Origin of the sequence: Bradyrhizobium sp. Tv2a-2 (assembly GCF_000472425.1) — a bacterium.
Lineage (GTDB): Bacteria > Pseudomonadota > Alphaproteobacteria > Rhizobiales > Xanthobacteraceae > Bradyrhizobium.
Genome location: NZ_AXAI01000026.1, coordinates 24031 through 38309, shown reverse-complemented (window position 1 = coordinate 38309; position 14279 = coordinate 24031). Strand labels below are relative to the sequence as shown.

General features: G+C 63.8%; 11 protein-coding genes. 2 read left to right on the top strand and 9 right to left on the bottom strand.

The features are described from left to right. Window positions 1-118 precede the first annotated feature (118 nt). Window positions 119-580 carry an Lrp/AsnC family transcriptional regulator gene (locus A3AI_RS0135020; protein WP_024520005.1) on the top strand — a complete coding sequence of 154 codons (462 nt, stop codon included), beginning with the start codon at window positions 119-121 and terminating at the stop codon, window positions 578-580. Window positions 581-820: 240 nt separating this feature from the next. Continuing rightward, the gene (locus A3AI_RS0135015; protein WP_051382625.1) at window positions 821-2527 is read left to right on the top strand and encodes a methyl-accepting chemotaxis protein; all 1707 of its coding nucleotides are present in this window, start codon (window positions 821-823) and stop codon (window positions 2525-2527) included. 107 nt (window positions 2528-2634) lie between these two features. On the opposite strand, the gene A3AI_RS0135010 is transcribed toward A3AI_RS0135015, so the two are convergent. The 9 genes from A3AI_RS0135010 to A3AI_RS0134970 form a co-directional block, all read right to left on the bottom strand. Further along, entirely contained in the window at window positions 2635-3807 is a 1173-nt protein-coding gene (locus tag A3AI_RS0135010) for a fumarylacetoacetate hydrolase family protein (protein ID WP_024520003.1), read from the bottom strand. A 64-nt stretch (window positions 3808-3871) separates the two neighbouring features. After that, window positions 3872-4951 (bottom strand): zinc-binding dehydrogenase, encoded by a 1080-nt coding sequence (locus A3AI_RS0135005; protein WP_024520002.1) that lies wholly within the window; start codon window positions 4949-4951, stop codon window positions 3872-3874. Between the two features lie 102 nt (window positions 4952-5053). Then, window positions 5054-6064: a DMT family transporter gene (locus tag A3AI_RS0135000; protein WP_024520001.1), complete on the bottom strand. Its 1011-nt coding sequence runs from the start codon at window positions 6062-6064 to the stop codon at window positions 5054-5056. A 137-nt stretch (window positions 6065-6201) separates the two neighbouring features. Then, complete coding sequence (locus A3AI_RS0134995; RefSeq protein WP_024520000.1) at window positions 6202-7041, bottom strand: aldo/keto reductase; 840 nt, start codon at window positions 7039-7041, stop codon at window positions 6202-6204. A 22-nt stretch (window positions 7042-7063) separates the two neighbouring features. Continuing rightward, window positions 7064-7966 (bottom strand): SMP-30/gluconolactonase/LRE family protein, encoded by a 903-nt coding sequence (locus A3AI_RS0134990; RefSeq protein WP_024519999.1) that lies wholly within the window; start codon window positions 7964-7966, stop codon window positions 7064-7066. Window positions 7967-8124: 158 nt separating this feature from the next. Then, entirely contained in the window at window positions 8125-10821 is a 2697-nt protein-coding gene (locus tag A3AI_RS0134985) for a nitrate reductase (RefSeq protein ID WP_024519998.1), read from the bottom strand. A 13-nt stretch (window positions 10822-10834) separates the two neighbouring features. Then, on the bottom strand, window positions 10835-12052 hold the full coding sequence (locus A3AI_RS0134980) for an FAD-dependent oxidoreductase (RefSeq protein WP_024519997.1): 1218 nt from the start codon (window positions 12050-12052) through the stop codon (window positions 10835-10837). Between the two features lie 9 nt (window positions 12053-12061). After that, window positions 12062-12487: a globin family protein gene (locus A3AI_RS0134975; protein WP_024519996.1), complete on the bottom strand. Its 426-nt coding sequence runs from the start codon at window positions 12485-12487 to the stop codon at window positions 12062-12064. Between the two features lie 183 nt (window positions 12488-12670). Continuing rightward, window positions 12671-14053, bottom strand: a complete 1383-nt coding sequence (locus A3AI_RS0134970; RefSeq protein WP_024519995.1) for an MFS transporter — start codon at window positions 14051-14053, stop codon at window positions 12671-12673. Between the last annotated feature and the right edge of the window lie 226 nt (window positions 14054-14279).

The window sequence follows — 14279 nt, the reverse complement described above, 5'->3', positions numbered from 1 at the left end:
GGTGGATCGCGCCATGTTAATCCTGCCGTCGCGCCGATAATTCTCAATTTTTCGCGCGATACCGGCCATTATTGGTATATGTTACCAGCGTAACACAAAACTAGGATATTTTATCCCAATGGCAGCGCTCGACGCCATCGATCGTAAAATCCTCACCCTGCTGCAATCGGACGGCCGCATGACCATGCAGGAGCTGGCCGACAAGGTCGGGCTGTCGGTGTCGCCCTGCCACCGCCGGGTCAAGCTTCTGGAACAGCGCGGTGTGATCACGCGCTACATCGCCAGCGTCGACCAGAAATCGGTCGGCCTTCACGTAAGCGTCTTCATCTCCATCAAGCTCGCGCGACAGAAGGAGGAGGATCTCGATCGTTTCGCCAGAGCTATCTCGAAATGGGACGAGGTGCTGGAGTGCTATCTGATGACCGGCAATCGCGACTACCTCCTGCGCGTCGTCGCCGCCGACCTCTCCTCCTATGAAGCCTTCCTGAAGAACAAGCTGACGCGGCTGGATGGCATCGCCTCGATCGAATCGAGCTTTGCGCTGAGCCAGGTGAAATATTCGGTGGCGCTGCCGGTGTGACGGTGCCGCCCGCTCGTGCACGCTTTGCCGTTGCAGGAGCTGAAGGCCCGCTCGCGCTCGGATACGCTGAGGCCTCCCATTAACGGCTCGTTAAGGCACGAAGGCCTCCGCGAGGTTGCCCGGCTTTGGCGATGGGTCTGACACAGTTCTTAACGAGTTTGCTCTATTTTGAAGCTTGCAAATAACAAAATCGCGCGCGGCATTCCGCCAGCGGCGCTTCAGCCACAATGGAAAGTTGGAATGCCTGGACTGAGCAGTCTGAAGAACCGTTCGATCGCTGCAAAGCTCGCCACCATGACCATCGTCGGCGCGATCTGCATGGTGATGGTCGCGACCACGGTGCTGCTGGTAGCCCGCAACCAGTTGCTCACCGAGCGAACCGAGAAGGCGCATGCGATCGTCGACGCCGTGTGGCAGATGGCGGACAGCTTCCAGCGCGCTGCCGCGTCCGGGGAGATGACGGAAGATGAGGCGAAGAAGCGCTTCCTCGCCGCCGCGGGCAGCGTCTGGTACGAAAATCACACCAACTACGTTTTCATCTACGATTATGAGACCGGGCTCTGCGTCTCCAATCCGGGCGTCCCGACCTTCATCGGCAAGGACATGCGAGGTGCCAAGGATGTCAACGGCCTTCCCTTCGCTTCCATCATGATGGACATCGCGCAAAGGGGCGAAGGCACCCTGCGCTATACGTTCCTGCGTTCGAGCACCGATCCGACCCCGTTCGACAAGGTCGCCTTCACGCGCGGTTTTGCGCCCTGGCACCTGATGATTGCGACTGCAGGCTACATCTCGGGCGTCGACGCCTCCTTCTGGTCGATGATGCAAACCGCCTCCATCGTCATCGTGGCCCTGATGATGATCTCGATCGCCATCGCCTGGTCGATCACGCGCAGCGTGGTCAGGCCGCTCACCACGCTCAAGGCCCGAATGGCCTCGCTCAGCGCCGGCGAGCTCGACGCGCCCGTCGCCGACGCAGAGCGCTCCGACGAGATCGGCGAGATGGCGCGCACCGTCAAAGTGTTCCGCGACGCCATGATCGAGACCAACCGCCTGCGCGAGCAACGGGTGGCGACCGAACACGAGCGCGCCAACGAGCGCAGGCGCGACATGAACCGCCTTGCCGACCAGTTCGAAAGCGAGGTCGGCCAGGTCATCAACCTGGTCACCGCGGCCGCCCAGCAACTCGAAGGCTCCGCCACGACGCTGACCCGCACCGCCGATACCGTCGAGAAGGTCAGCCAGCGCGCCTCGCAGGCCTCGGGCGAAGCCTCCAGCAACGTGCATTCGGTCGCGGCCGCCAGCGAAGAGCTGTCGTCGTCGATCGGCGAAATCAGCCGGCAGGTCGAACAGTCCGCGCGCATCGCCGGCGAAGCGGTGACGCAGGCGCAGAAGACCGATGCGCGTGTCAGTCAATTGTCGCAGGCCGCAAGCCGCATCGGCGACGTCGTCGACCTGATCCAGTCGATCGCCGGCCAGACCAACCTGCTCGCGCTGAATGCGACCATCGAGGCCGCGCGAGCCGGCAGCGCCGGCAAGGGCTTTGCGGTCGTCGCCGCCGAAGTGAAGACACTCGCCGAGCAGACTGCGAAAGCCACCGACGAGATCAGCCAGCAGATCGCCGACATCCAGTCCGCAACGCAGGAGTCCGTCAGTGCGATCAAGGAGATCGGCACGACCATTGCCCGCATCTCCGAAATCTCCGCCGCCATCGCCTCGGCGGTCGAGGAACAGGGCGCCGCCACCCAGGAAATTTCCAGGAACGTGCAGCGCGCAGCGGAAGGCACCTCGCAGGTCGAGACCGCCATCGCCGACGTGCAGCGCGGCGCCTCGGAGACCGGCGGCGCCTCCTCGCAGGTGCATTCGGCAGCGCAGTCGCTATCGAGCGAAAGCAGCCGGCTGAAGCGTCAGGTCGCGGACTTCATGAACTCGGTGCGAGCGGCGTAAGATTCAGATGGTGTAGGTTGGGTAGAGCGCGGCGAAACCCATCATCTTTCTCCCTCGTGAGAGGGTGGGTTTCGCTTCACTCTACCCGCCCTACGGCAGTCGTCGCATTACAATAGCTTCCGCTGCGCCAAATTCTTCATCAAGGCACCAACGCCCAGCGTCCACGGCTCACACTCGTCGCTGGTCCGCATGCGGTTGACGAGCTGGCCGAGCTCGGGCGCGGCGATGGTGACGATGTCGTCGCGCTTGTGAGTAAAGCCCTGCCCCGCCGCGTCGCGATCCTTCACCGGCGCGAACATGGTGCCGAGGAACAGCGCAAAGCCGTCGGGATATTGGTGCACCGGCCCGATCGTCTGCGCGACGAGGTCGGTCGGGTCGCGGCTGATCTTGCTGATCGAGGAATGTCCCTCCAGCACAAAGTCGTCCGCTCCCTTCACCGTCAATCCAACATCCATCCGCCGCACATGGTCGAGCGAGAAACTGTCGTCGAACAGGCGGAGCAGCGGGCCGACCGCGCAGGAGGCGTTGTTGTCCTTCGCCTTGGACAACAGCAGCGCCGAGCGGCCCTCGAAGTCGCGCAAGTTGACGTCGTTGCCGAGCGCGGCTCCCACGATCCTGCCGCGGCTCGACACGAACAGCACGACCTCCGGCTCGGGATTATTCCAGGTCGATTTGGGATGCAGCCCGGCATCCATGCCGGTGCCGACGGAGGAAAGCACCGGCGCCTTGGTGAAGACCTCCGCATCAGGGCCGATGCCGACCTCGAGATACTGGCTCCAGGCGTTCTGGTCGATCAGCACCTGCTTCAGCCGTATCGCCTCCGCCGACCCTGGCTTGAGCTTGGAGAAATCATCGCCGACCAGGCGTACGACCTCCTTGCGGATGGCCTCCGCGGACGCCGGATTGCCCCGCGCCCGCTCCTCGATCACCCGCTCCAGCATCGAGACGGCAAAAGTGACGCCGGCGGCTTTCAACACCTGCAGATCGACCGGCGCGAGCAGCCATGGCTTTTTTGGATCGCGGGCATCGGGCGGCGTGTTGGCGAGGATCGTTGCGAGATCGGCAATGCGTACGCCTTTGGCCGCGCGCAATGCGCGGGCCGAGTCGTCCGCCTCGCAGAGGGCGCTCACGGTGGCAAATTTGGCGCTGACGTCGAACACGCCGCCGTCGCGGATAGCCACCACCGCGGGGCCACCTGCCTGCGGAAGGAATACGCGCCCAACCAGGGCGCCGCTTGTACCGTCCTCGGGAAGGACCTCTGCTGTTGCCAGTGTTATCATAGCGTTTTCCGGTTCTGGTGATTTTCTTATCATGGATCGTCGTCCGCGCGAGCAAAGGCCCCCCTCACCTCCACGGCTCGACGATGATCTTGGTATGCGTCTCCGGATTGGCGAGATCGGCAAAGGCCTGTGCGACGCCGTCGATGCCGACGGTTGCCGTCACCATTGCGGCCGCGTCGACCTCGCCTTCGGCGATCAGCCGCAAGGAGGTCGCGAATTCGTCCGGCGTATAGCCCAGCACATATTGGACGTTGAGCTCCTTCATGATGCCGAGCATCGGCTCGGAGCGGTCGGACTCCATGCAGACGCCGACCACGACAATGCGCGCATCGCGCGGTGCGCCCTCGAACAGCTGCTGGATGATGCCGGGCACGCCGACACATTCGAAGATCAGCGCGGGCTTGAGCGGTGGCAGCATCGCCTGCAACGGCGGCCGCGCCGCCTTTTCAGCCTCCGACATCGCGGCATGCTCGGCCCAGCTCGCGAATGGTTGCGAGCGCGCGGGGTCCACGACGACGTCCGCCCCGAGCTTCTCGGCCATCGCGCGGCGCGCCGGCGAATAGTCGGCAGCGACGATCGGATACAGGCCATTGATCTTCAGCGCGGCGATGACTGCAAGCCCGACCGGGCCGCAACCGATCACCAGCGGCACCTCGTTGCCCCTGATATTTGCTTTCTCGACCGCATGAACGCCGACCGCCAGCGGCTCGGTCAGCGCGGCGTGCTGCGGCGACAGCCCGTTGGGCACCTCGAGCAGCAGCGCTTCGCTAAGCAGCATCTGCTCGGCATAGGCGCCGATATTATCGTTGGAATAACCGATGCCCTGCGGCCCCTCAGGCGTCAACAGCGCAGGGATCGAGCAGACGCGCGTGCCGGGCTTGAACTTGCCTTGCGTGGCGGGGCCATGATCGACGATCTCACAGCAGAACTCGTGGCCGAACACGACGTCGCGCGACAGGTCCATCGGCTTGCGGCCGACGAGCTTGGCCATATCCGCCATGCGATGCGCATGCTTCCTCGCGTGCAGATCGGAGCCGCAGATGCCGCAGGCAAGCGTCTTCACCAGCACCTGCCCGGCACCGGGCTTCAGTTCCGGCAAGCTGTCGACGACGATCTCGCCGTTCCTGAAAATCGCTGCCCGCATCTCGTGGTCTCCTCCCGTTATTAGTTGGAGGTCCTCATAGCACACGAGGCGTGCGCTTGCAGCACGCGGAACGAGCTCGGGGCAAAAATCAGCCGGAGTCGATCAGGCGTTCGGCGCGGGCTCCGCCGCGGTTACCGCCATTTGCGAGCGGCGCACGCGCTCGCGATGGGCGGTGTAAAGGCCGCTCAGCACGATGAAGGCCGCACCGATCACGGTCCAGGCGTCCGGCACCTCGCCGAAAACAAAGAAGCCGAGAACGCTGACCACGAGCAGCTGGGTGTAGGAGAACGGCGCCAGCACCGAAGCATCGCCATAGCGGAAGGCGAGGACGACGATCCACTGCCCCAGCGTCGAGGCCAGCCCGATCACGATGCCGAAGAAGATGTCGTGCGGGGTCGGCGTCACAGATGCGAAGGGAACGAGCGCGCTGAGGATGACGACGCCCGCGATCGACGAATAGGTCATGGTGGTGATGACGTGCTCGCACCCGCTCATGATGCGCGTCATCACCAGCGTCAGCGCCCAGCACAGCGCCGAGAGGATCGGGAAGAATGCCGCGACGTGAAACGCGCTGGTGCCGGGCCTCAGGATGATCAGCACACCCATCAGGCCGACGGCGGTTGCGATCCAGCGCCGCAGGCCGACGCGCTCGGAGAGAAAGATGATCGACAGTGCGGTGACGAACAGCGGCGATACGAAGCTGGTCGAGGACGCTTCCGCGATCGGCAGATAGCGCAGCCCGGAGATGAAGAGCAGCGACGAGCCGAGCAGCGCTGCGCCGCGCATCAGCTGCAGACCAAGCCGCTCGGTGCGCAGCGCATAGAGCGGTGACGCGGGCAGCATCGCCGGCACCATGATCAGCGCGAATACGACAAAGCGGATCCAGGCGATCTCGACCGATGGCAGTGTCCCCGACAGATATTTCGACGTCACGTCGGAGGTGCCGAGGAACACCGTCGACAACAAGATCAACGCAATGCCCTTGAGCGGATGGTCGGCGCGCGTCGGCGCCCGCCGTCGTGCGGCGGGTTTCTTGTCCGGGGAAGACTTGTTTTCCGGCAAGGAGACAGGTGCGCGGTCGAGCCTTGCGGCTACGGCGGGCGGCGGGGTCACGGCAATCTCGAAGGTGGATAGAGGCGACTCGATATCTGTCGTAAAAAACGCCATTCGGCGCGCACGGACAACACCTGAAAACAGGATGCCGTTATGCGCCAGACGTTGAAAGATTCCGTTAAGAAACGTGTTGTGCGCTACAGCATCGGCAAACCGCGCGGCTTCGGCCCGCGCGGAAATGCCGCATCCAGCATCGCAATCTCGCTGTCATTCAAGACGAGATCGCCCGCGCCTGCATTTTCGGAGGCATGTTCCACGTTCGACGCCTTCGGAATCGCAAACACCGTAGTCTTGCGGATGAGAAACGCGAGCGCGACCTGGCGCGGCGTCGCGTGATGCGCATCGGCAATCTGCTGCAGCACCTCGCCCGCCTTGCTCTTCGGTGACGGAAAATCGTCATGGCCGAACGGCGAATAGGCGACGACCGCAACCTTGTGGCGCTCGCACCACGGGATCACCGCGTGCTCGATGGCGCGTTCCTTCAGATGATAGAGCACCTGGTTGCAGGCGATCGTGCCTTCGCCTGACACATCCAGCAGCTCGTCGAGATCGTCGGCGTCGAAATTGCTGACGCCCCAGGAGCGGATTTTTCCGGCATGCTCGAGCTCCTCGAAGGCCGCTACGGTGTCAGCGAGCGGATAGGAGCCGCGCCAATGCAGGAGATAGCAATCGAGATGATCGGTTCTCAGCCGCTTCAGCGAGCGCTCGCAGGCTGCGATCGTCCCCTTGCGCGAGGCATTGCTCGGCAAGACCTTTGAAACCAAGTACAGCCCGTCGCGCTTCCCCGCGATCGCCTCCGCAATCACGAGCTCTGCATCGCCATACATCTCGGCGGTGTCGATGTGGGTCATGCCGAGCTCGATGCCGCGGCGGAGTGCGGCGATCGCGCTCTTGCGGTCGCTACGGTCGAGATACCAGGTGCCCTGCCCGATCACGCTAACATTGACACCGGTCGAGCCGAAAGGATGCGATTTCATGGGACCGCCTGTCGCATTGGTTTCAGTTGAGCTCATTAAGATCGGCAAGCAGGATGGTGCCGCTCGCGGATTCCGTGATGTAGAGCCGGTCGCGCTTCTCGCCGCCAATTGCGACATTGGTGCAGCTGTGACCAGCGCAGGATTTGATACGCGCGATCAATTCGCCATTGGGCGCGAAGACGAAGACATGACCGAGCGAAGCGTGGGCGACGAACAGCCGTCCCGCCCGATCCATGGTCATCCCGTCGGGGCCGGAGGTTCCGAACAGGGAACAGAAGCGGCCGACCTTGGAGACGCTGCCATCCTTCATGAAGGGCAAGCGCCAGACCGCGTTGTCGCGGGTCATCGCCACGAACAGCACGGACTCGCTCGGATCAAGCACGAGGCCGTTGGGGCTGATGCCGGTGTGGAGCAGACAATCCAACCGTCCGCCCGGCCTCAGCCGATAGACCCGACCGCTCTGATCATGCAGGCCGGTCTGGCCCTGGTCGGTGAAATAGATGTCGCCATTCGACGCGACATGCAGATCATTGCAGCCCCGGAAGGATTCCGAATTGTGCGAGCGCAACAGCGGCGCGATCTTTCCGGCCGTGGCATCGAGTTGCATCAGCCCGTGGCGGTAATCGGCGACGAGGATGCGGCCGTCGGGCGCGAACTTCAGCCCATTCGGCCAGCCGTCATATTCGACGACCAGCGACCAACCGCCATTGGGCGCGATCTTGAAAATGCGGCCGAAGGGAATGTCGACGATGAAGAGATGGCCGTCCGCATCGAATGACGGACCTTCGATGAAGCTGTCGGTGGGAAGGCCCGGCCGGTTGGCGTCGGCCCATTCACTCGCCACGCCCTTGCGGCGAAATTTTTCCGGCATGGCCGAGAAGGGTTTTGTATCAATCAGCCGCGGCGGCGTTTCCAGATAGTGCATTTTCTTGGGTACCTGCGTTCAAGCAGGCGCACCATAGAGGAGATGGGGCGAGGCGTCGATTGCTTCTCCGTCATTGCGAGCGCAGCGAAGCAATCCAGGGCGACGCATGAGGCTCTGGATTGCTTCGTCGCTTCGCTCCTCGCAAAGACGAAAAAAAGCTACCCCACAGCCGCCTGCTGCGGCGGCGGGGACGTTTCCGCCTGCGCAATCAGCCGCTTCATTTCGGGGATGCAGGAGCCGCAATTGGTGCCGGCTTTCAGCTTTGCGCCGATCTCGGCCGCGGTCCTGGCGCCGGCGGCGATGGTGTCGCAGATGGTGCCACGACCGACGCCGAAGCAGGCGCAGACGATGGGGCCGGAGCTGGCCGCGCCTTCGCTGGAGCGGCCCGAGAGGAGCATGGCACGCGCTTCATCCGAAAGCGTGTCAGCCGCGAACGATTGCTTGACGACGTCCCAATCGCCGGCATCATGCGCGGGACCGACGAACAGGCAAGTCTCGATCCGCTGACCGCAGAAGGAGGCGGCGCGGTACACGCCGCCGCCGAAATCGCTGTATTCGACGAGGTCCTGGCGGACATTTGCGCGCAGCCAGGACGACCAGCGCGCGACATCGCCATTGTCGGCGAACAGATAGCCATAGCCGCCAGTCACCGCGACACGCGCCCACCAGATGCTGTCGGGCAGGTCCAGCTCGGTGCGCGATAACAGGAAGCCGCGGAACACATATTCGTAAGGCGCAATCGATGCCGGCGTCGATTTCGACTCGGGCTGGCCGGAATAAGGATCGGTGAAGGGCGCGACCAGCGCGCCGACGCGCCCGCCTGAGGTGTTGGCTTCGCTCCAATGGATAGGCGTAAACAACATGCCGCGCTGCTGCCGCTCGCTGACCACGACTTTAAGGATGCACTGGCCATAGTCGGTGGTGATGCGGGCAAATGAGTCGTCGACGATGCCGAACCTGTTGGCATCATCTGGCTGGATCTCGACAAAGGGCTCGGGGAGATGCGAGCCGAGCCGCGGGCTCAAGCCGCTGCGGGTCATGGTGTGCCACTGGTCGCGGATGCGACCGGTGTTGAGCCGCAGCGGCCGGCCCGCGCTGGTCTCGGTCTTGAGCGCCGGAACTTCCGGCGCGACGAAACGCGCTTTGCGGTCGTTGGCGTAGAACCGTCCGTCGGCGAAGAAGCGCTCCTGCGGCGCACCGCCCTCGGGCAGCGGCCACAGCACGGGTTTGAGCGCGTCATAGCCGTCGTCCGCGATCTCCTGCAGGCCGCCGATATCGAAATCGCGGCTGCCGTTGTTCTCGAAGGCGGAAAGTGCCGCATGCTCGCGGAAGATCTCGGCCGCGGACTTGAAGTCGAAGGCCGCGCCGAACCCCAAGCGCTTCGCGACCTCGCACATGATCCACCAGTCCGGCCGCGCCTCGCCGGGCGCTGGCAGGAACGAGCGCTGGCGTGAGATGCGCCGCTCCGAATTGGTGACGGTGCCTGATTTCTCGCCCCAGGCCAACGCGGGCAAGAGCACCTGCACACCGGCATCGACGGTGTCGTTGTGGCGCACGTTTTCAGAGACGATGAAGAGTTCGAGCTTCTTCAAGGCCTCGCGGACGATGTCCGCATCAGGCAGCGACACCGCAGGATTGGTGCCCATCACCCACAGCGCCTTGATCTCGCCGCGCGCGATCGCCTCGAACATCTGCACCGCCTTCAGCCCCTCATGGGTGGCGATGCGCGGCGCCTTCCAGAATCGCCTGACGCGATCGATGTCGGGCGGCGTAAAGCCCATATGCGCGGCGAGCTGGTTGGCGAGCCCGCCGACCTCGCGCCCGCCCATCGCATTGGGCTGCCCGGTCAGCGAGAATGGCGAGGCGCCCACCTTGCCGATCCGCCCGGTCGCGAGATGGCAATTGAGGATGGCGTTGACCTTGTCGGTGCCCTGCGCGGACTGGTTGACGCCCTGCGAATAGAGCGTGACCACACGTTCGGTGGTGCGGAACATCTGGAAGAAAGACGCGACATCGGCCTCCGGCAGCCCCGTCGCGAGCGCGGTGGCGGCAGCGCTGCCGGCGATCTGGCGCGCCCGCGCCAGTGCCTCGTCGAAGCCCGAGGTGTGGAGGTCGATATAGCTCTTGTCGAGCGCACCGTTGTCGGCGAGATGAACCAGCAGCCCCGAAAATAGCGCAGTGTCGGTGCCGGGCTTGAGCCCCAGAAACAGCTCCGCCTCGCTGGCGCTGTCGGTGCGGCGCGGATCGATCACCACCATGCGCGCGCCGCGCTTTTGCTTGTTGGCGAGCATGCGCTGGTAAAGCACCGGATGGCACCAGGCGGCGTTGGAGCCGACCAGCACCAAGAGGTCCGCCTGCTCCAGATCCTCGTAGCAGCCGGGCACTGTGTCGGCGCCGAAGGCGCGGCGATGACCGGCGACGGTGGAAGCCATGCAGAGCCGCGAATTGGTATCGACATTGGCGGTGCCGATGAACCCCTTCATCAGCTTATTGGCGACGTAATAGTCCTCGGTCAGGAGCTGGCCGGAGAGATAGAAGGCGACAGAATCGGCGCCGTCACGGGCGACGTTGTGCTGCAGACGGTGGGCGACATGATCCAGCGCATCGGACCAGGCGACGCGCTCGAGTGCGCCCTTGCAGCGGATCATGGGATGCAAAAGGCGGCTTTCGAGCGCGACCGTTTCGCCGAGCGCGGAGCCCTTGGAGCAAAGCCGGCCGAGATTCGCTGGGTGTTCGGTATCGCCCGAGATGGCTGCCCCGCCCTTGCCATCGGGCGTCGCGAGCACGCCGCAGCCGACCCCGCAATAGGGGCAGGTGGTGCCGACAGCACGAAGCGCGGGATCGGTTGCGGTCATGGCAATGCGTCACTCATGCAGCTTTAGCGGCCAGCGCCAGCGCGCGGCCAAACATCATGTCCTTGCGAATCCGCGCTACCGGCTCGCGGCAGCGGATCAGTTCGAGATACCAGAGCGCGTCCGTGACCTCGCCGATCAGGACCGCGCCAGTCAGCCTGCCGTCGGCAATCACGAGCTTCTTGTAGGCACCGCGCTTCACGTCACTGAGCACGATGCTTTCGCTGCCCTCCGCCCCCATGAAGTCGCCCGCCGAGAACACGCTGACGCCGGAGACCTTCAGGTTGGTCGCGACCACGCTGCCCCGATAGGCCGCCTCGCGGCCGGCGAGATGGCGCGCCAGCACGCGGCCCTGCTCATAGGCCGGCTCGACCAGGCCGTAGCAGATGCCACGGTGCTCGGCACATTCACCCAGCGCGAAGATCCCCGCCGCGCTGGTTTGCAGGACATCATCGACCACAACCCCGCGGTTGACCTTGATGCCCGCCTCGTTGGCGAGTGCGACATTCGGCCGGATGCCGGCGGCGAAGATCACCGCGTCCGCATCGATCCGGCGGCCGTCGACGAGCTCGATGGACTCCACCTTGCTCTCGCCGAGGATACGCGCCGTGCTGGCGTTGAGCAGGATGTTGATACCCTTGCGCTCCACCAGCGACTTCAGCAGATGCGCCGCCGGCGCATCGAGCTGACGCTCCATCAGCCGGTCCATCAGATGTACCAGCGTGACCGTTGCGCCGGCCTTCGCGAGGCCATAGGCGGCCTCCAACCCCAACAGGCCGCCACCGACGACCACGACGCGCTTCTTTTGCGCCGCAAGCGTCAGCAGGAGATCGACATCACGGGTGTCGCGAAAGGTGTGGACGCCGGCGAGATCGGCGCCGGGCACGTTGAGCCGCAATGCCGAAGAACCGGTTGCCAGCACCAGCTTGGAGAACTCGATGCTTTCGTCGCTCTCGATCTTGAGCTCGCGCCGCCCGACATCGATCTCGGTGACACGCGAGCCATATTTCAGGGTGACGCCGCGCTCGCGCCACCATGAGGCCGGCTTCAGCTCGATATCGTGGGAGCCAGTCTCGCCGGCGAGCACCGACGACAGCAACACGCGGTTATAGGCGAGCCGCGGCTCCTCGCCGATCACGGCGATGGCGTAACGACCGAGCGAGGATTTGACGAGCTCGTCGACCAGGCGCGCCGCCGCCATTCCATTGCCGACGATGACCAGCGGTTCACTCACACTCTTGTCCTATTCGGCTGCCTGCGGACGGCCGTAAGCCTGTTCGATCATGAAACCCGAGAGCGTCGTGTAGGCGGCGGTCCAGGCCGCCGCGATATCCGCCGTCCAGCCATCGCCGAGCCCCTTTTCGAGCGCCCACAACAGCGCCGAGCCGACGACGGGATAGTGTTCGGCCTTGGCACCATAGGCGACGTGGCGCTGTGCGAGCGCGCTTGCCGCCGGCAGGATGGACTCCAGATTGGACAGGCCGTTCACGACCACCGCGAGCGTTGCCATCAGCTTCTTGCGTTGCTCCGTCATGTCGGCCGGAAACATCGACTTCACGGGCGGCGCGATCTCGAACAAGCGGTCATAGAAGATCACCGCCGCATGGTCGGCGATCGGCGCGACCTTGGCAAAGCTCTGCTGCACGAGTGTCACTTGCTCAGGCGTCATCCCGCTCTCCTGTTTCGCTTTGAGCTCCCCTCGCCCGCATGGGCGAGGGGTCACATTCGAAAGCTGACGCCGCTGAGATCGCCTAAAGCGCGATGAGATTTGGTCGAACCGTCATCGCGCTTTAGGTCCTTGACTGAGCATGATCTTTTCGGAAAACCGCTACACACTTTTCCGGATCATGCTCTAGACGCGCGCCTCGGCGAGGCTGGTTGCACCGGCGGAAGCGGGCGAGCGGCGCAGGTAGAACCACCAGGTCAGCGCCAGGCACGCGGCGTAGAAGCCGAGATAGATCACGAGCGCGAGCTGCGGCCCGCCGGTCAGCGCAATCGACTTGCCGAAGCCGCTCGGGATCAGATAGCCGCCGCAAGCGCCGACCGCGCCGATAAAGCCGAGCGCCGCACCGCTTTCGATGCTCGCCGCCTTCATCGCGGCTGCACGCGCTGCCTCGCCCTGTCCCCTCACCTTGGCGAGGTACTGCTCACGGAAGATCGAGGGGATCATCCGGTAGGTCGAGCCGTTGCCGATGCCGGTGGTGACGAACAGGATCAGGAACATCACCAGAAAGCCGGTGAAGTCCTTCGCGCCGACGAAGTAGAGCACGCCGATCGTGGCGGCGGCCATGGCGATGAAGTTCCAGAAGGTGATGATCGCGCCCCCGATCTTGTCGGCGAGCAGACCACCGAGCGGCCGCGCCAGCGAGCCGACCAGCGGACCGAGGAAGGCGATGCCGATGGTGATGGTGGGGAACTGGGTTTTGATCAGCAGCGGGAATGCAGCCGAATAGCCGATGAAGGAGCCGAAGGTGCCGACATAGATGAAGGACATGATCCAGGTGTGCTTGCGCTTGACGACCGCAAGCTGGTTCTTGATCGAGGCCTTCGCCGTGGTCAGATTGTTCATGAAGAAGATGGCGCCGAACACCGCGATCGCGATCGGTAGCACCCACATCAGGCCTGCGTTCTGCAGATAGACGCCGCCGACCGGGGTCGCCTGATAGAGATTGAGGATGCCGAGTCCCATCAGGATCGGGGTCAGGAGCTGCACGCTGGAGACACCGATATTGCCGCCGGCGGCGTTCAGCCCCAGCGCCCAGCCCTTCATGCGATCGGGATAGAAGAAGGAGATGTTGGTCATGCTGGAGGCGAAATTGCCGCCGCCGAGACCGGCGGTGGAGGCGATCAGCAGCATCAGCCAGAACGGTGTTTCCGGATGGCTGACGAAATAGGCGAGCGCCAGTGTCGGGATGAACAGCACCGAGGCCGAGAAGATGGTCCAGTTGCGCCCGCCGAAGGTGGTGACCGCGAAGGTGTAAGGGAAGCGCATCAGCGAGCCGATCAGGCCCGGCACGGCCACGAGTTGGAACAGCTCGTCGGTCGAATAATGGAAGCCAGCCTGCGGCAGCTTGGTCGCCACGATGCTCCAGATCAGCCAGACCGAAAACCCGATATGCTCGGCAACGATCGACCAGACGAGATTGCGGCGGGCGATGAACTTGCCCTTTGAATTCCAGAAGGCCTGATCTTCGGGATTCCAGTCCGAGATCCAGGCCGTATTCTGATCGCTCATAAAGTCTTCCTTTCGTCGTGCGGACCGCGCACAGGCGCGCGTTCTGGGGCGGCCCCAGATCAGGCGGTGTCAAAATTCGGATGGAGATTTGCGAAGGACGGCATCGATGGCGTCAGAAGCTTCATTTCAAGCTTCGTGCCAAATCGGATTGACGCCAATTTTCCTATCAGAACAATATGTTAGATCAGCTGCTGAATTACTTTGCAGGCCTATTTTCGCATCAAAA

Excerpts from the sequence above, each read along its gene's own strand:
- A3AI_RS0135005 (WP_024520002.1), bottom strand. The coding sequence starts at position 4,951 with ATGCGGGCAGCGATTTTCAGGAACGGCGAGATCGTCGTCGACAGCTTG.
- A3AI_RS0135015 (WP_051382625.1), top strand. The coding sequence starts at position 821 with ATGCCTGGACTGAGCAGTCTGAAGAACCGTTCGATCGCTGCAAAGCTC.
- A3AI_RS0135010 (WP_024520003.1), bottom strand. The coding sequence starts at position 3,807 with ATGATAACACTGGCAACAGCAGAGGTCCTTCCCGAGGACGGTACAAGC.
- A3AI_RS0134985 (WP_024519998.1), bottom strand. The coding sequence starts at position 10,821 with ATGACCGCAACCGATCCCGCGCTTCGTGCTGTCGGCACCACCTGCCCC.
- A3AI_RS0135020 (WP_024520005.1), top strand. The coding sequence starts at position 119 with ATGGCAGCGCTCGACGCCATCGATCGTAAAATCCTCACCCTGCTGCAA.
- A3AI_RS0134990 (WP_024519999.1), bottom strand. The coding sequence starts at position 7,966 with ATGCACTATCTGGAAACGCCGCCGCGGCTGATTGATACAAAACCCTTC.
- A3AI_RS0134975 (WP_024519996.1), bottom strand. The coding sequence starts at position 12,487 with ATGACGCCTGAGCAAGTGACACTCGTGCAGCAGAGCTTTGCCAAGGTC.
- A3AI_RS0134995 (WP_024520000.1), bottom strand. The coding sequence starts at position 7,041 with ATGAAATCGCATCCTTTCGGCTCGACCGGTGTCAATGTTAGCGTGATC.
- A3AI_RS0134970 (WP_024519995.1), bottom strand. The coding sequence starts at position 14,053 with ATGAGCGATCAGAATACGGCCTGGATCTCGGACTGGAATCCCGAAGAT.